Below are 16881 nucleotides of genomic sequence, written 5' to 3'. Positions count from 1 at the left end.
GACGCAGAGTGTACCATGAACTGGTGAGTGTGATTAGACTTGTTTTTCGAGATACCAGGTTCCTTTACATGGACCATTAGTCAGGAACCACTTGCCTTGAATTTTGTCTTTTCCAACACTTCCACTGAAGCGGTAATCCCATTGGCGGTTAGAAGCGTAGAGAGTGAGCTCGCCTTCGTCCGCGTTTATCCATCCTTTAAGAGAGGTTCCATTGTAGGTTAGGTTCAGCGTTGCAAATCCATCGACAACCTTGCCTGTGATGGTGGTGCGCTCACACATATTGTTGCCTGTCACATCGACACGGCGCCCTAACCAGACGCCATCGTGCTGCGTTGAAACCGCAAATTGGGGAGAGTCCGGCAATTTAGGGAAAGATTCCGGTTTGTTTGAGCCGAATAAGTTGGCTTGCTGGCCGACTAAAATGAACACGCCGAAAGCGATGAAAGTGGCTAATAACGCTTTGTTTTTCATGACTCTGCCTCGTGGGGGAGATTTAATCGAATGTCGGTTTTGACCGAGTTGGCGATAAAGCAGTGTCGGTGCGCTAAATGATGCATTTTCTCAATTTGCTGAAAGGATGGTTTCTTGTCGCCGGAAAAACAAATCGTAGGAGAGAGTGTCACCTCGGTAACAGAGGTATAGCCGTTTTCATCTTCGGCCATGGCACCTATCGCGTTATCAACGTAGGAATCCACAACATACCGCTGTTTTGCGGCGATCCCGAGAAATGTCAGCATATGGCAACTGGAAATAGCAGCAATGAAGGCTTCTTCTGGGTCAACGTTTTCTGCGACCGAGTAGGGGAGCGGAACCACATGAGGCGATGACGAGGCTGGGACACTGACACCGCCGTCGAACTCCCACAGATGCCCTCGGCTGTACTGATTGTCGCTAAAAGGTTCATTTTGCTGACGCTGCCAGCGAATCGTGGCTGAATAATCGGACACAGCTACCATACTCCAAACTTATGTGGTGGCTGTTGATGGTAACGCGTCATTGCTAGGACTTCGATAGAAGTTTTGTCTATCGGTCAGAAAGGCAGAGCTGGCTCACAGCCGGGATAGGAACTCGCACAATGTTGCACCTAACCCTTTGTTAACTATCATCACTTCTCAAGTGGAACTGATTTCTTCCTTGCTCTTTTGCTGTGTAGAGTGCGCTATCTGCAACATTGAACAAGTCGTTGAAATCTAATGGTTGCTCTTTGTAAAGACGATGATTGGACACGCCGATCGAGAGCGTGAGGTAATCACTGGCATAAGAACGTGGATGCGCAATTTTTAATGACAAAATAGCGCTTTGCAACTGATGGATTTTGCGGATGACCTGCTCGTCGGTTTGGCCATCGCACAGCACCAGAAACTCATCTCCGCCATAGCGAAAGATATGGTCGATGGATGTATCTGAAAACGCGTTGCTGATGTTGGCAGCGACGATCTTCAGCGCCTCATCACCGGCTTGATGACCAAACTGATCGTTGTAGCCTTTATAGAAGTCGATATCGATGATCACGATAGCGATTTGCGTGCCTTGATTGATTGCTTTTTGAATCAACGTCGGGGCAATCGTATCCAGTTGATAGCGATTGTATAGCTTGGTCAATGGATCGGTTTTCGACAAATTGTCTAACAAGTTGTTGGCTTGTTGCAGCTTATGACGCTGAACATGGTTTTCGAGTGCGATGGCAATAAAACTGGCGAGTTGTTCAAACAGCTGGCAGTGGTGGGGTTGATATTGCCCAGCCTCCGTATGCTGCGTAGACATAATACCCAGCACTTTGTTCCCCAACAGGATGGGGGTAAACATCAGTGATTGACTCGAAGGAGTGTCCGCTTTTCGATGAATGGCCGCATTGTCACTATCGACGCTTAAGCCAATCGCGGCCCTGACTCTGGTGGCATCCGCGTTGTTTAGGCGGACCATGGATTTAGTTTTGACCACATAAGAACCGATGCTGGTTTGTTTGTTGCAGTCGACATAGAAGCGCTCGATCGGACCTTTAGTGTTGTAAAAGTAGCGATAATCGAGAATGCCTTGTTGTTCATCATAAAGTGCAATACCGAACTCTTCGCTCGGAATGATGTTGGTGATCTTGCTAAAAATAGAGGGTAAATGAACCGAGATGTCTTGGCAGGTCGCTAACTCTTGGCCAATTTCTGTAATGGCTTCAATGTGCTCTTTGATTTTTTGCTGTAGACGACGTTCTTGGTCATCTGCGGCTTGCTTCACTTTACTGATGATGGAAGCGTATTCCTTCTGGCGGGTATCTGCGAGCGCGCGGTTGGCGGCTTCTATGTATGTCGCTTGCAGGGAAACCAGTTCAGCTTGATTGTGTTTTTTCGCCAGATTAATCGCCACTTGGCAGTAGAGTAGATGAAACTTGATGTTGCAGGTCGGGTCGATGAGCTTTTCTAGTTGTCGACACAACTGGATCGCTTCCGAGTCGATGTCATGCTTTTCCAGAAATTGCGCGTAATAGGTGTCGTTCTCCATTTGAATGTACTTATCTTTGAGAACAACACTGTACTTATTGGCGAGTTGAAAGTGTCTTTTTACCTCGTCTATCGAGTAATCATCAGACATCGACTGGATACGCGCAAGGTAGCCGTAGGCATAGGCGATGGTACGCGGGTTATCAATCTGCAAAGCGATCATCAAAGCGTGATTGGCACACTCGATCGCCTGATGGATTTGCTCTGCAAGCGCAAGGGCCAATGCTTTGTTTAGGTAGCTAATGGATTCAATCGACTTGTTCGCCACTTTTCTTGCGCTAGCGACCGCTTTACTCGCGAAATCGACGGTCATGTCATATTGCTGCAATTGAAGTAATAAGTTGCTGACATTGCAGTAAGCGAGTGACATGTAGTTATCATCGAGCTTTTCGCTGTTGTCGATCACGCGCTTATACATCAAATACGCGGAGTAGTAATTTTCTTGCTCAGTATAAAGGGTCGCTAGCAATATGTTGGCGTGAAGGGCGAGAATTTCATCCTCCCCAGTGACAAGCTCAAGGCACTTCAGGTAGTGATCAATTGCTTCTGCAATACGATCTGTTCGGTTACATTTTAATCCTTCAATAAAATGAAACTGAGCGAGAGGCAACTCAATGTCATATTTCGCACAGATCGCGTATACCTGTTGTTCCATGACGATTGCGCCATCAATACCGGGATAGCGTTGAAATTGTGAATAGATGGTTTGTATTTCATCCCGAGCTTGATTGTTCATTGAGCCTCCCTTGAGTAGCGCTATAGTATATACCGTGCTGTATGAGTTTTTAAACAAAGGTTGCGTCAAATGAGTGCTTGTAACAAAAATATCAACTCAACCACAGGATGAATCAGGGTTATTTATAAAACCATTACTAATCATTAAGCAACAAGTTGTTATCATCAAAACTCACACTTTGCACTGAAAGTCATTGGCTCATGGTTGTACGGATGGTGTAGTTCAAGGCGTTGAGCATGCAGATGCAAGCGATCACTTTTCGTTCCGTATAGCGCATCACCAACGATGGGCATATTGAGACCAAGGTGATGAGCACAATGGACACGGAGTTGATGCGTTCTTCCTGTCTTGGGATGCATATAGAGCTTTGATTGCCCGTTGGATGTCTCGATCAGTTCCCAGTACGTCTCAGCGGGTTTTCCGTGCTCGTAACAGACAAGCTGACGCGGTCGGTCATCTGGATCGCCTCGCATAGGTAAGTTAATGGTGCCATTTTGCGCTTGAACTTCACCTTCAATCTGTGCGATGTAGCGTTTTTGCACAGAGCGGGAGATAAACTGTTTCTGCAGGCTTTTGTTGGCGCGTCGGGTTAGAGCGAATACCAAGATTCCTGATGTGGCCATATCGAGTCGATGAATAACAAATGGCCCCTCAGCATCTGGGTAGCGCTTTTGCAATCTCGTGTAGGCGGAGTCGGTGATGGTTTTACCCGGGACAGAGAGCAGACCGGACGGCTTGTTGACGATCACCATTGCGTCATCTTCATATACGATCTCTAGCTCTTTGTCTTCTGCCCAACTTTTCTCTAGCGGATTGTCGTCAATACGCATACCTTCTAGCATATGGCCCAAAATCGGTTGGCATTTACTGTTGCAAGACGGGTAGTAGCTTTTGTGTTTGCGAATCTCCGACTTTGGCGACACGCCCCACCAAAATTCGGCCAGAGCGAGCGGTGTGTAACCGTGTTTAAACGCAAAATGAAGCAGCTTGGGTGCTGCGCATTCTCCCGCGCCCGCTGGTGGGGTTGGGCTTGTCGTTGGGGCAAATATCGCTTTAAGAGACTTTTCATCTTTACGGATGTTGTAAAAGCGATACTGCTCGAACAACTTGTTTTGCAGTTGATTGGAGCGTTGTTTACGCTGCTGTTTGATCGCATCGATTTGCTCGGTTAGCTCATTCAACTGAATGGAAACTTGATTGATTTTCTCTTCCCATTCCAGTTTGAGGTACTTAAGCACATTCTTTTCTGCCACGCTTTGCCTAGCCAGATCATCGAGCGCCAGTTTTAACGCATCGCCAGCCAGCGTTTGCTCTGCGAGTTTTCGCTGCTTCTTGCGCGCTGCGCGGCCTTGAATCATCAGTTCGCGCTGGGTTTGCTCCGCTTGCTGATAGTCATCCTGATACTGCGCTAACCGTTGTTGAAGCGCATGGAGTTCTGGATTGGCTTGCTGCTGTTTTACTTGTTGGTTAAGTTCCGTGATCTTAGCTAAATCTGATCGGAAAAAGCTCTCTTCTGCCAACATGTCGAACACTGGCGGCACAAAGCCGGGTAGCAGGTTTTGATCGGCGATTTTTCCAGAGAAAGCTGAAAAGTAGCCAAGTTCTCCTTCAGGGGAGTGCACCAAAAGCACACCAAACATCTTACCAATGCCGTCTTGATTTCCCGTCAGGCCAAAATCGTGCTGCCAGCCAGTTTGGTGAGTCAAATGCGTTTGCAATTGCTCGGCCGCGAGAACACACAGCGGATGAGGCTGGTAGTAGAACGGGAAGGTAAACTTTTCTGGAAGCGTTATTTCGTCGATTGGGGTGTCAAAACGGGTAAAGAGTTGTTCCGGTTGGTGCATGGACGGGTTCACTACAGGCAAAATCACAGGGGCGTGATTTTACCTGTTTGTGGTGGGATTGCTAGCCTAGCGCACGTAGTTAATGTTTGCGCTAATGTACCAGTGCTCAACCTTGCCATCGCCTTTTTCGACCCAGAGGTCGTTATCAAAGTGTTTTACGCGACCTTTAATACTCAAGCTCAGTTTGTTGTCGACGACGCTATCGACGGTTAAGAATGGGTCAGAGCTGATTAAGAAAGGTTCGGCATCTTCAATCGTGGCGTCTTTCGCGATCAGGAAGTAATGGTTCAGTTTACCGTCTTGCGGTTTGGTTGAGATTGCCTTGTAACCGACTAGACGATAGTTTTCGCCCACTTCTTGATTCGTTATTTCGCTACCCAAGCGCACATGCGTTGGGATAAACACGTAAGCAAGTAGCGCCGCTATGGTCACTAGAGCGCCGAGCAAAGACAGTTTCAATTTAGACATGGATTTAATTCAATAACCAATAAAGGAAAAAGTTTACCACAAGCGCGCCATTTTACAGCGATAAGCGTGTTGCGTTTATTATTACCTCAGTGCAACAATAAGACGTAGTTAAGCATGTATTTGATGGATAAATGTAATGGCAAATTGGGAAGGTGTCAGCGAGTTTGTTGGCGTGGCAGAGACGCAATCTTTCACCGCAGCAGCGAAAAAGCTCGATACTTCTGTCGCTCAGGTTAGCCGTAGGGTCTCGTCGTTGGAAGAGCGTTTGGCGGTGAAGTTGTTTAATCGAACCACGCGGCGAGTCTCGCTTACCGAAGCGGGGCAACTTTACTATCAGCAGTGTAAGCAGTTAGTCGAAGGGTTGGAGCTTGCGGAGCTAGCCGTTACTCAAATGCAATCCACGCCAAAAGGGTTGTTAAAAGTGACGGCCCCGGTCACCTATGGAGAGCAGCAGCTCGCTCCTTTGCTGCATCAGTTTTTGGAAAAGCACCCACAAGTAGATTTGGATTTGAATCTGACGAATCAAAAGCTCGATTTAATTGAGATGGGCGTTGATGTCGCGATTCGACTAGGAAGATTGCAAGATTCGAGTTTGGTCGCAAAGCGTTTGTCGAGTCGTCAACTTTATGTGTGCGCTAGTAAGGAGTATCTCGACCGTTTTGGTGAGCCTCATACATTGTCTGAACTCTCAAATCACCAATGTTTGGTGGGGTCGGTTGATTACTGGCGTTTTAAGGATAGCAAGGGTGAAAAGTCAATCCGCGTTTCTGGGCGCATTCACTGCAACTCGGGTTTTTCACTGCTTGACGCTGCGATACGCGGTTTAGGCTTGGTCCAATTGCCTGATTATTATGTCCAATCAGCGTTGGATACAGGCAGCTTGATTGAAGTCTTGAGTGATTATCGGGATGAGCGAGAAGGGATATGGGCTCTTTATCCACAAAACCGAAACCTATCTCCTAAAGTACGCTTACTGATTGATTTTTTGGCCGAAAAGTTGAAAGACTGAGCCTGAAGTTGTTCACTTCAAGCTCGTCTGGTGGAGTTTTCAAACCTCAATTAGGTTGGCGTTCGGCATCTTCGCGTTTGAGTACTTTGTGGCCATCTTCAGATACCCCCTGTTTCCAGTAGCTGCTGATGTATATGTATTCACGATCTACGTTGTGTTCATTACGGAAGTACTGACGCAGCGCACGCATCGAGTCAAATTCGCAAGCACACCAGACCGAGACTTGGCCATTGAGCCAAGGCTTGCGTTTAGCGGCATCTTCTAACGAGTCTTGAGTCACCCATTCAATCTTTATACCTACTGGTGCTTCTAGCGTTTGTATATCGTCTTCGGTCTGAACCTTGATTAAGGCATACCCTTGCGCATCTTGCGGTAAGCGTTGAATCTTCGCTGATAGCGCGGGTAAAGAGGTCATGTCGGCGGTCATAAAGTACCAATCGGCATCAAGGTTCATGTTTTGAATGATCCCAGGGCCGGCGATATGAATCGTATCCCCCTGTTTTGCTGCCATGGCCCAACGCGCGGCAAAGCCACACTGCTGATCTTCGGTGATGTGTTTTACAAAATCGATTTGGATTTGCGATTTATTCGGATCAAAGCGACGAATCGTATAAGTACGCATGACAGGGCGGCTATCTTCTGCTTGCTGAGACAAATCGGTTCCACCAACTTGATTGAACAGTAGCTTGATGTAGCCACCTTCACAGTCGAGAGGAAAATCAGCCAGCGCTTCACCTTGTAGAGTGATGCGCTGCATATTTGGGGTGACGGAAAAAGTATCGGTCACGGTGACAAGCTTAGCTGAAGGTTTTTTCATCTTTCTACTCAATAGTTATTCTTATTCTCATTTAGAGTAACAGGTAAAAAAACAGTTCAGAAGCCTCTTTAATTAAATTTACATTCACGCAGGCGGTTACAACATAGGTACTGTCGAACCAATCAATAGTGCCGCCATGGTGAGATTAAACACTCGTACGCGTTTGGTGGAGGTCAACCATCGCTGTAACTCACGCCCTGCAAGTACCCAAAAGCTGCATGACGGCATATTCACCAGCATAAACATGGCGGAAATGATCAACAGTTCATGCCAATTCCCAGAGCTGCTGTAGATCGCTACAGAACTGAGTGCCATCGACCAGCCTTTCGGGTTAACCCATTGGAAAGACGCAGCGCCAAGGAAGGTCATGGGTTTGTAGTCGTCACGGGTTTCCGCTTTCCCAGAACGGGCGATTTTGAGCGCGAGGTAAGCTAAGTAGGCAAGACTCAGCCATTTTAAAACGGTATGAGAGACCGGGTAGGCATTGAAGACGCCGATTAACCCCAATCCTACCAGCAGCACCATAAACCCGAACCCTAAGGTAATTCCCAGCATATGCGGCAAGGTTCTCTGGTAGCCAACATTGGCGCCAGAAGTCATCAACATGAGGTTGTTTGGCCCAGGGGTAAAAGTAGAAACAAAGGCAAACATCGCCAACGCACTGAGTTGTTGTAATTCCATAGTGTCTCCTCAACGTTTACAACAGATGAATGGATGTGTTTGACCGGTCAAGAAACAGTTTAAGTAGATCGAAGCGCAATTATGTGTTTTTATTCGAATGATTAGGGGTATGTTTGCAATAAAGGTGCGCAATGGATAGATATGAAGAAAGAATATTGCATGAGTTAAAGCTTGATGGACGATTATCAAATGTCGATCTCGCTCATCGGATTGGTTTGTCTCCATCGGCGACGCTGCGTCGCGTTCAAGATTTGGAAAAGCGAGGTGTAATCAAAGGTTATCGAGCGGTTCTTGACCGAGCTCAACGAGGGGTTGGCTTTGTTGCCTATGTGTCTATTGGGTTGGCAAGCCACCGCAAGCAAGCGCAATTAGAATTTGAGGAGCACGTTCGATTTGTTGACGAAGTGGTTGAATGCCACAACATTACTGGTGCTAACGAGTACTTGCTACGAGTAGAGACGCAGGATCTAGCCAGTTATAAAAAATTTCATGCGGATGTGCTTGGTGAGTGTGCTCAAGTTCAATCTATTACGACTATGGTCGTCATGGATTCACCAAAAGATGAGCGTTAGTCCCAATTGATAAGCGCCAAAGACCGTTATTTTAACCTAACTTTTTTTTTATCAATGTCATAGGTCATTATCAATCTTACAACTCTGTTGCATGTGCTTGTTAATGCATACTTACAAAGTCTCCGAGTCAACTGATGGATTATTCAACAATGATATGTGGCATTGATCACATATTATGATAGACTTCGCCCCACAAAATATATGGGAATATTCCCAGTTCACGGACGACTCAACCGATCTGATTGAGAACAATAATGCAATTATCCTTAAAAAATTTGTCTATTCGTACGCAGGTATTGTTACCTGTGCTATTCACAACCGTTGCTTTGTTTATCGCCCTTTGGGTGACCAAAAATAATTTGGAAGCAGAGCAAGATCGAATCAACGACAATATTGACTCACTCGTATTTTACAAAGATACACTGGCCAAGATTGACGACCAAGTATACCCACTTCGTATTAGTGCAGTGTATGCCATTTATGATGCGTCTCGCCGTGATGCGTTTCTTGGTGAACTAAAAAGTGCCATGCGTGAAATGGATCAAGATCTTGATTTGATGCTTGAACGCAAAAGTTTCCGTGACGATATTGCTTCGGTCCGTGCTGCCATTGAAAACTATGTTCAGTTCTCTAACCAAGGGGTTGCTCTTTTTCACCGTAAAGACGACGGGCTAGCGACTGAACTTGAGTACAGCAACTTTATTAGCCAGTATCGTACGTCTGGTATCGAGATGGTGCAGTCAATCAACGCACTCTCGAAAAAGGTTAATGACGCGGCAACGCAGGCAATGGCTCAAAGTGTTGAGCAAAACGCCAAAGTGAAGAACATGGCGATGTTCCTTGTATTGAGTGTTTTAGCGATCTCATTGTTGGTTGCGTGGGTCCTATCTGGAATGATTGTTACGCCAGTTCAAAAACTGCAAGAGGTGATGCGAGAGCTTGCGCAGGGCAATCTCTCGATTCGTGCCAATGCCGATGGTGAAAACGAAATCTCTCAGCTTAGTAAAGACGTGAATACGACAGCAGAGCAGCTCCATACAACGGTTGAGCAACTGATGCGTATCAGCGAAGAGGTGGCTTCAGCATCAACAGAACTTGCTGCTGTAATGACGCAATCTCAAGCGAATGCCCAGCAAGAGTTGGCGGAAATTGAGCAAGTTGCGTCTGCCGTAAATGAGCTGTCAAGTACCGCTGATAACGTGAGTGACAACGCGCAAGTGGCTGATTCTACCGCTCGTGAAGCAAATCAACTGGCTGCATCAGGCATGGAAATCTTCGAAGAGAGCAATCAGGCAAGTGCTCAAATGGGCGATGCGCTTAACGATGCGGCTCAAGTGGTTCTGTCACTAAAAGAGCAGTCGGAGCAAATCAGTGATGTGATCGAAGTGATTCGCGGTGTATCTGAGCAAACGAACCTATTGGCGTTGAATGCGGCTATTGAAGCGGCACGTGCGGGCGAATCTGGTCGTGGCTTCGCGGTTGTGGCAGACGAAGTACGTATGCTTGCGGCGCGCACTCAAGAGTCAACTGGTGAAATCCAAACCATCATCGAAGAGCTACAAAAGCAATCGGGTATGGCGAACGACAGCATGCAGCTTAGTTTGGAAATGTTGGCCAAGAACAATGAACTGGCACAACAAGCAAACAGTGCGCTGCAAGGGATCACTGAGTCAGTGACCAACATTAACGACGCTAATACACAGGTTGCAACCGCAGCAGAGCAGCAGTCACAAGTAACCCAAGACATTAACCGCAACGTGGTGAATATGTCTGAGCTGGTGAATCAAAATGTGTCTGGTATTTGCCAGAGTGCGAGTGCAAGCGAAGAATTATCTTCACTGGCAGAGAAGCAAAAAGCGCAACTGGCGTTCTTTAAGCTCTAATTAATTCAGCCATCGTTCAAAATGAAAGCAGAAGGCGCTCCGGCGTTTTCTGCTTTTTTGCGTTTTGTGAGTGTGAAATCATCAGTTAGCACTCAAAAGCAGAGGTTGTTTAATCGGGTAAAAACACCGGTTTGTGAACTGAACATAATGATCCTGCAACCGAATGCTTGAATAGTACTCACCGATGGTAAGAAAAGGATTGCGCAAACGTTTAGTTGATGGTTCTTTAAGTGTTTGTTTTTTTTGAGATTTTTTAAGGTTTGGCGAGGAGGGGAGTGTGCTTGGGTATGCAACTTAACCGAACTGTAGCATAAAAAAATTAGAAATATCAGTCTTGCGGGAAATAAATCGCGGCCTATAATGCTGAAAACCGGAGCGTCTGCCAACGCTCCGGTTTTTTTGTGTCCGAAACTCAGTAAAACGTCTGCCAACGTTTACCGAAAACGCACGACACGTAAATTTGCTTACAGGAAAATTTATCATGCGTATCGAACAAGAACTTAAGTTAGGCTTTAAAGATGTATTATTTCGCCCGAAGCGTTCTACTCTTAAAAGTCGTTCTCAAGTTGAGTTAACCCGCGAGTTTACATTCAAGCATAGCGGTCGTCAATGGTCTGGTACTCCAGTTATTGCTGCCAATATGGACTCGGTAGGTAGCTTTGCGATGGCAAAAGCACTGGCTGAGCACGGGGTTATGACAGCTGTTCACAAACACTACAGCGTTGAACAGTGGGCCGACTTCGTTAAATCGGCAGACAAAGCAACGCTTAACAACGTGTTTGTTTCTACCGGCACTTCAGACGCTGACTTTCAAAAAACCAAAGACATCATGGCGCTATCTGAAGAACTTATCTTCATCTGTATTGATATTGCCAACGGCTACTCAGAGCATTTGGTGGAGTACGTAGAGCGCGTTCGAGCGGCCTTCCCAGATAAAGTGATTTCTGCGGGTAACGTGGTAACGGGTGACATGTGTGAAGAGCTCATCCTAGCGGGTGCAGACATTGTTAAAGTGGGCATTGGCCCAGGATCAGTATGTACTACACGTGTAAAAACTGGTGTGGGTTACCCTCAGCTTTCAGCAATCATCGAGTGTGGTGACGCTGCTCATGGTCTTGGCGGCATGATCATCGGTGACGGTGGCTGTTCATGTGCAGGAGACGTGGCTAAAGCCTTCGGTGGCGGTGCGGATTTTGTCATGCTAGGCGGTATGCTTGCAGGTCACGAAGAGTCAGGCGGTGAAATCATTCAAAAAGACGGTGAAACTTTCATGAAGTTCTATGGCATGTCTTCACAGTCTGCGATGGACAAGCACTCAGGCGGTGTAGCTAAGTACCGCGCAGCTGAAGGTAAAACCGTACTATTGCCATTCCGAGGCAGCGTTCACGGCACTATCTCTGACATCCTTGGCGGTGTACGTTCAACGTGTACCTACGTAGGCGCAGCAAAGCTTAAAGAGCTAACTAAGCGTACGACTTTCATCCGCGTACAAGAGCAAGAGAACAACGTTTTCGGTAAAGAGAAATAGACGCTAACTGTAGATAAGTGTTTATCTGAATAATTAAGAGCCATCGTCCCCTAACTGGTTTGAAGCAGTAGGTTAATACGATGGCTTTTTAGTTTTTACTCAAGAGCTGCGGCGAATCTTATCCGTTAGGCTGCGGTGAGATCATCTAGGATACTGTGTGATTCGTGATGAACCTCGTCGGTAATCGAGATGGTCTCTATCGATGCAGAGCGATCAAAGTGGCAGTGCACTTGAACGCTGGCTCTTTCGAAAATGACATCATCAAAATCTGTCATGGCAATCTTATAACCTTCACTTGCAAACAAGCTTGTCACTTCCGTGCGACGTTTTGCATGAAATGCAGATGTGAGTAACTTATCCAAAAGGAATCCCTCCAACTTTGGTAAACATTGAGGTAAAGCTTAGACAGTGATAGCCAGTTTATCTATGTGCAAAAATCACCTAAACTTTCGTTTGATTGTTAAGACTGCACATTCAGTTGTCTAACTCTCTAATCTTCAAGCGATAAACCCAGCTTCTCTCGAAATGATGCATTCTATTGATGCGATCAATAATTGACTTTCCATTGATCTAAATCAATTTGAAGGCGGGTAAAGACCTCTTGTTGTAAGGCGACAAGAGGTCTGTGTTGTCACTTAGCGGAAAGAACGCCCCTTAAGAGGCAAACGCACCTGACGAAGTGAATTCTTAACACGCGCTTTGTGCAACTTCTGACTGGTTACCTTAGGGAATAGGTCGGGGTTGAACGCATCATCTTGCATCAAATCCTGACATAGATTATCAATCAGTTGCTCATCAACATCCCACATCGTAAAGAGGTGGACGTAATGACGCACTTCATCTTCGAGCTTGCCATCTCTCTCCACTTTTACCGTGGTGCTTTCTTTCGCCAGCGAGTATCTGAAGATGATCTCTTCGTTGGGTTGACAGAAAATCAGCGACAATGACAGCGGTGTTCTTTGTAACCAAAGTTTCTCAGGAAAAGAGACGCTTTTGTTGCCCTCAAACTTCGCGTCCCAGTAGTCGGCAACTTCAGTGAGCTTATTATGGGCATAGAGTGCCATCTCTTGGGCTCGCATCGTCATCTTCATTTGATCGGTAAAGCTGTTTCTAGCGAAATATTCCCATAGAACCAGCGGCGAAAGCCCATTTCGTGACCCCGCAAATGTTGTATCTGGAGAGCCGATGTACTCTGGATCATCCGGCGGTGAGACCATGTATTTTTGTTTGGTCATATAGACACCTGTTGGCCAAGGTGCGCCAGGCCATTTGTGCCCGCTGGTAACAATTGAGTGCACCATAGGGTTAGAAAAGTCGAAGTTTGGACCTGTGTAGCCGTTATTTTCCGCAAAGAAGGTTCGGTAACGGCCACTCTCTTTTGCCATTTTAATAAAGGGTACGTAGCTTCCGCCTAGTGCGCCATCGATGTGCAGCCAGTAACCTGTTCGTTTTTCATATCCGCTGGCTGGGTCGTCAGGGTCAACAAGTACCTCGCGCTCCCACAGGTCGTGTTCTTTCAAGATTGGCTCTAGCCGTTGAGTAACGGTGTCGACATCATCGTAAGCGCCCTTAAAGGTGGTCCCGCAGTTAAGAACAATCAAAATAGGATAGCCTTTGGAAGCGAAAAAGGAGACGTACGCGATGAGTTTATCCACATCGATTGCACCAGATCCCGCAGGTAGTGTTTCGGTTGGTCCTTCCGATTCCACTTCCATCGGCCAAGGTTGACCAGGGTTAACAGGGTTGTCATCGGGGTAGAGTCGATTGCCGAGATCGCCAAATGTTTCGATCTTCTCGACCGCCATCGCTTTTACGATCGAGTAGTGCGTATCTTCTGAGAAAAACGCCACGGGTGTATAGGCGTTGGGTTTGTGTAGTGGGGTTTTAGGGTAGTGAGCGTAGACCTGATTGTTGCAGATGGTTTCGCCTTTGTCTGTCTCTGCGCGGATTTCTTCTTCAAGTAACATCACGCCGCTTAGATAGTCTCGAGCGTTGAGCATTCCATACAGGTTTCCTTCGGTGCTTCCCATTGTGAGTACATAACCCCAATAGCTGTCCCCAACCCCTTTTTGAAAGTCTCCATTTTCGTCGATGTAAGGACCTTGTGAGGGCCAAGTAGCATTCCAAAGTGATGCGTAATAGTCAAGCACTGAGCGTTCAACACACTTAGAGTTGATGGTGTAGTTACCATTAACAAAGGGGTCGCCAACGTTGTTTAGACTTACGTTAAGAAAAGGGGCGAGGCGAGTTTTATAGCTGATATTCTCTTCGGTTTGATAGCCTAAGAAGCGCTCTTTTTGTGAGTCAACATAAGCAAGGATTTGTTCGTAAACACTGTTTTGCTCTTGGCAGCTTTGGCCAGAGGGAGGTAGCTCGACATCAAATCCATTGATGGCTTGCTCGGTGTAGTGAAAATCGTAGTTTCGCTCTGCGTAAACTTGAATGGGATCCGCCGATGGAGGCGAGATCCTCTCTTTGGCGAAGTCAGGGACTTGATGCTCCCAAGGGATTCGCTTAGGTCCGTACTCTATTTCTTTGTTGTCACTCATATTTTTGCTCCAAGATTGATTCTATTTTTGTCTCAGGAACAAGTGGCGAGAGCCGTTTTTCGCCACCTAGCCAACACGATCTGTCGTGTATAGGTGACTATAGACAGTGATCTGGATTCCAAATTGGTAAGATGTTAAATCGTGTCGCTGCGCGCAATTATTCGCTATTTAAATGAGTTTAAAGTTAGTAGTGAGAATTATTTCGCCAAATTATCGATTGAATGTTGAATATTTGCCAGATGGACACTAAACGTAGTTATAGGCATTGGGTTGCGTAATTTGTTTGGTGGCTCAGTGTTGGCTAGGGAAGGTTGACCGGTAAACACCGTGTACTGCGCGGTACTAATTAAAATGACTGGCAATCGTACCTAACTCTGAAACGGCTCATGAGGTGAGTGGAGTTGGCTATGAATTTAGGCTTTAAATCAAGAATATACCTAGGTGTAGGTAGTTTGCTGGCTGTGTCATTGATTGTTCTTGGAACGCTCAATATTTTAGCAATGCGCGACAAAATGGTCACAGGCTTGGTAGCTAAAACGTCAGACAAACTGAGTTTTCATGTCGCAGAACTTGAGCAAATGATGAAGCAAAAGATCACGGCGATAGAAAATGGATCAGACAGTTTTAATTCGCAGTTGAGTGATGAAGCCAATCAAAGGTTGGTGACTATTTTGGCGCAAAGTAGTCAATTGTCGAATGTGATCATGACGTACGAAGATGGCCGAGCTTACATGTCCATCGATGGCACTAAGTACGATTTCAGAACGCGAGATTGGTACAAAGCGGCTCGTGCCAAAGGTGGAGTGACGCTCACTGATATTTATCAAGATCAGGTTACCAATCAGAAAGTGATCAGCGTTACGATGCCAGTCATGGATGGCGGTCAGTTTGTCGGGGTATTGCTTGGCGACATCCAACTGGGAGAGATCATTACCGCCGTGAGTAATCTGCGTTTTGCTGGTGGGGCGGCGACCCTCACGGATAGAAATGCGGTCTTTTTTGCCAGTGACGACCCATCGGATATAGGCAGAACACCGTCGCAAATCAGCCCTAACTTTCAAGAAATGGAACGTATGTTCTTTTCACAAGAATCCGGTCATATGACGTTCCCTTATCTAGGTATTCAATTTGATGGTTACTTCGAGCGGGTCAACTTAGCGCCGGGCATGTATTGGACGTTGATGGTGTTTGTGGATCAGGCCACAGCACTGACCCCAGTTTACAGCGCGATGTACGAGTCATTGACGACAGGATTTATACTGCTATTCGCGAGTTGCGGCGCTATCTTCTTTATTTTGCGTTACGCTTATCGACCTTTACTCAAGCTGAAACGCGCTGTATTGGACCTTTCCCAGGGTAATGGCGACCTAACCCAACGACTCGCGGTTGAAGGGGATGATGATTTGGCGCAAATGAGTGCTGGGTTTAACCAGTTTGTTGCCAACCTGCAAGAGATGATGTTGCACATCTCCGATGCGAGTCAAAATATTTCGGTGAGTGTGAGTCAGCTTGGTTCAACGGCACGCGACAACGAAGCGAAGTTGTTATCTCATTCGCAGGAAACAGAGCAAGTGGTCACGGCAATTACTGAAATGAGCGAAAGTGCGCGCAACGTTGCTGAAAACGTGACTCAATCGAACCGTATTACCGAGGAAGCGAGCAAAGAGGCACAATCATCGTTGGCTATCGTCAACAACGCGGTAGATACGGTGAGTGCGCTAGTCACTGAAGTTGAAGAGATGTCCAACAGCATTATGACCATGAATCAAGATGCGAATAAGATCAGTAACGTTCTTAGTGTGATTGGCGAAATTTCTGAGCAAACAAACTTGCTTGCGCTCAATGCGGCGATTGAAGCAGCGCGAGCGGGAGAGCAGGGGCGCGGTTTCGCTGTTGTTGCGGATGAAGTGCGAGCACTGGCAGGAAGAACGCAAAACAGCACCATGGAAATCTCCGATATGCTGAGCCAACTATTGAGCGGGACAGAAACGGTGGTGACGGCGATGACGGCGACCAAGAATCAATGCCAAGAGACGGCGGATAAAACCTCTGAAGTCTCTCAAAGCCTGAAAGTGATGAGTAACTCGGTCAATGAGATCGATGATGTCAGCACTCAAATAGCGGCAGCAACCGAAGAGCAAAGTACGGTGGCAGAAGAGCTAAGCCGTAACATGCTGTCGATTCGAGATATCGTTGAAGCCTTAGTCAGCAGTGGTCAGCAAACGGTTCAAGCGGCTGAGCGGCTCAATGACACCAATGATGATTTGAAGCGTCAAGTTGCCAATTTTAAATTAAGGTAACC

General features: G+C 46.6%; 14 protein-coding genes. 5 read left to right on the top strand and 9 right to left on the bottom strand.

Features of this window, described 5'->3' with window-relative positions; genetic code table 11:
* Window positions 1-33: 33 nt before the first annotated feature.
* The 5 genes from RJ47_RS16640 to RJ47_RS16620 form a co-directional block, all read right to left on the bottom strand.
* Window positions 34-471, bottom strand: a complete 438-nt coding sequence (locus RJ47_RS16640) for a hypothetical protein (protein WP_039485394.1) — start codon at window positions 469-471, stop codon at window positions 34-36.
* The gene (locus RJ47_RS16635; protein WP_039485857.1) at window positions 468-947 is read right to left on the bottom strand and encodes an OsmC family protein; all 480 of its coding nucleotides are present in this window, start codon (window positions 945-947) and stop codon (window positions 468-470) included. Before RJ47_RS16635 ends, RJ47_RS16640 begins: the two co-directional genes overlap by 4 nt.
* Window positions 948-1095: 148 nt before the next feature.
* Window positions 1096-3228 carry a diguanylate cyclase gene (locus RJ47_RS16630; RefSeq protein WP_039485392.1) on the bottom strand — a complete coding sequence of 711 codons (2133 nt, stop codon included), beginning with the start codon at window positions 3226-3228 and terminating at the stop codon, window positions 1096-1098.
* 164 nt (window positions 3229-3392) lie between these two features.
* Complete coding sequence (locus RJ47_RS16625; protein WP_039485389.1) at window positions 3393-5072, bottom strand: RluA family pseudouridine synthase; 1680 nt, start codon at window positions 5070-5072, stop codon at window positions 3393-3395.
* A gap of 66 nt (window positions 5073-5138) precedes the next feature.
* Entirely contained in the window at window positions 5139-5540 is a 402-nt protein-coding gene (locus RJ47_RS16620) for a hypothetical protein (protein ID WP_039485387.1), read from the bottom strand.
* A 136-nt stretch (window positions 5541-5676) separates the two neighbouring features.
* Here RJ47_RS16620 and RJ47_RS16615 point away from each other — a divergent pair, with 136 nt between their 5' ends.
* The gene (locus tag RJ47_RS16615; RefSeq protein ID WP_039485384.1) at window positions 5677-6549 is read left to right on the top strand and encodes a LysR family transcriptional regulator; all 873 of its coding nucleotides are present in this window, start codon (window positions 5677-5679) and stop codon (window positions 6547-6549) included.
* A gap of 46 nt (window positions 6550-6595) precedes the next feature.
* On the opposite strand, the gene RJ47_RS16610 is transcribed toward RJ47_RS16615, so the two are convergent.
* Both RJ47_RS16610 and RJ47_RS16605 read right to left on the bottom strand, forming a co-directional pair.
* Window positions 6596-7366, bottom strand: a complete 771-nt coding sequence (locus RJ47_RS16610; RefSeq protein ID WP_039485383.1) for a siderophore-interacting protein — start codon at window positions 7364-7366, stop codon at window positions 6596-6598.
* 96 nt (window positions 7367-7462) lie between these two features.
* A complete protein-coding gene (locus RJ47_RS16605; protein ID WP_038141089.1) occupies window positions 7463-8047 on the bottom strand; it encodes a LysE family translocator in 585 nt (194 codons plus the stop codon).
* A 131-nt stretch (window positions 8048-8178) separates the two neighbouring features.
* On the opposite strand from RJ47_RS16605, the gene RJ47_RS16600 reads away from it, so the two are divergent.
* The 3 genes from RJ47_RS16600 (at window position 8179) to RJ47_RS16590 (ending at window position 12030) form a co-directional block, all read left to right on the top strand.
* A complete protein-coding gene (locus tag RJ47_RS16600) occupies window positions 8179-8619 on the top strand; it encodes an Lrp/AsnC family transcriptional regulator (protein ID WP_039485380.1) in 441 nt (146 codons plus the stop codon).
* Between the two features lie 254 nt (window positions 8620-8873).
* Window positions 8874-10502, top strand: coding sequence for a methyl-accepting chemotaxis protein (locus tag RJ47_RS16595; protein ID WP_039485379.1), 1629 nt, complete (start codon window positions 8874-8876; stop codon window positions 10500-10502).
* A 481-nt stretch (window positions 10503-10983) separates the two neighbouring features.
* Complete coding sequence (locus RJ47_RS16590) at window positions 10984-12030, top strand: GMP reductase (protein ID WP_038214186.1); 1047 nt, start codon at window positions 10984-10986, stop codon at window positions 12028-12030.
* A gap of 125 nt (window positions 12031-12155) precedes the next feature.
* On the opposite strand, the gene RJ47_RS16585 is transcribed toward RJ47_RS16590, so the two are convergent.
* Both RJ47_RS16585 and RJ47_RS16580 read right to left on the bottom strand, forming a co-directional pair.
* Window positions 12156-12392 carry a hypothetical protein gene (locus RJ47_RS16585; RefSeq protein WP_005472369.1) on the bottom strand — a complete coding sequence of 79 codons (237 nt, stop codon included), beginning with the start codon at window positions 12390-12392 and terminating at the stop codon, window positions 12156-12158.
* Window positions 12393-12665: 273 nt separating this feature from the next.
* Entirely contained in the window at window positions 12666-14579 is a 1914-nt protein-coding gene (locus RJ47_RS16580) for a pyridoxal-dependent decarboxylase (RefSeq protein WP_039485376.1), read from the bottom strand.
* Between the two features lie 407 nt (window positions 14580-14986).
* Between RJ47_RS16580 and RJ47_RS16575 the strand changes: the two genes are divergently transcribed.
* On the top strand, window positions 14987-16879 hold the full coding sequence (locus RJ47_RS16575; RefSeq protein ID WP_039485374.1) for a methyl-accepting chemotaxis protein: 1893 nt from the start codon (window positions 14987-14989) through the stop codon (window positions 16877-16879).
* The last annotated feature ends 2 nt before the right edge of the window (window positions 16880-16881 follow it).

Origin of the sequence: Vibrio sinaloensis, assembly GCF_000808535.1 — a bacterium.
In the GTDB taxonomy this organism is placed as follows: Bacteria; Pseudomonadota; Gammaproteobacteria; order Enterobacterales; family Vibrionaceae; genus Vibrio; species Vibrio sinaloensis_D.
Note: the sequence above shows the minus strand (reverse complement) of the source record. Positions and strands in the feature narration are given on the sequence as shown.

What these genes read in the sequence shown, in the direction of transcription:
- RJ47_RS16640 (WP_039485394.1), bottom strand. Translation starts at nt 471, where the DNA reads ATGAAAAACAAAGCGTTATTAGCCACTTTCATCGCTTTCGGCGTGTTC.
- RJ47_RS16630 (WP_039485392.1), bottom strand. Translation starts at nt 3,228, where the DNA reads ATGAACAATCAAGCTCGGGATGAAATACAAACCATCTATTCACAATTT.
- RJ47_RS16625 (WP_039485389.1), bottom strand. Translation starts at nt 5,072, where the DNA reads ATGCACCAACCGGAACAACTCTTTACCCGTTTTGACACCCCAATCGAC.
- RJ47_RS16620 (WP_039485387.1), bottom strand. Translation starts at nt 5,540, where the DNA reads ATGTCTAAATTGAAACTGTCTTTGCTCGGCGCTCTAGTGACCATAGCG.
- RJ47_RS16615 (WP_039485384.1), top strand. Translation starts at nt 5,677, where the DNA reads ATGGCAAATTGGGAAGGTGTCAGCGAGTTTGTTGGCGTGGCAGAGACG.
- RJ47_RS16610 (WP_039485383.1), bottom strand. Translation starts at nt 7,366, where the DNA reads ATGAAAAAACCTTCAGCTAAGCTTGTCACCGTGACCGATACTTTTTCC.
- RJ47_RS16605 (WP_038141089.1), bottom strand. Translation starts at nt 8,047, where the DNA reads ATGGAATTACAACAACTCAGTGCGTTGGCGATGTTTGCCTTTGTTTCT.
- RJ47_RS16600 (WP_039485380.1), top strand. Translation starts at nt 8,179, where the DNA reads ATGGATAGATATGAAGAAAGAATATTGCATGAGTTAAAGCTTGATGGA.
- RJ47_RS16595 (WP_039485379.1), top strand. Translation starts at nt 8,874, where the DNA reads ATGCAATTATCCTTAAAAAATTTGTCTATTCGTACGCAGGTATTGTTA.
- RJ47_RS16590 (WP_038214186.1), top strand. Translation starts at nt 10,984, where the DNA reads ATGCGTATCGAACAAGAACTTAAGTTAGGCTTTAAAGATGTATTATTT.
- RJ47_RS16580 (WP_039485376.1), bottom strand. Translation starts at nt 14,579, where the DNA reads ATGAGTGACAACAAAGAAATAGAGTACGGACCTAAGCGAATCCCTTGG.
- RJ47_RS16575 (WP_039485374.1), top strand. Translation starts at nt 14,987, where the DNA reads ATGAATTTAGGCTTTAAATCAAGAATATACCTAGGTGTAGGTAGTTTG.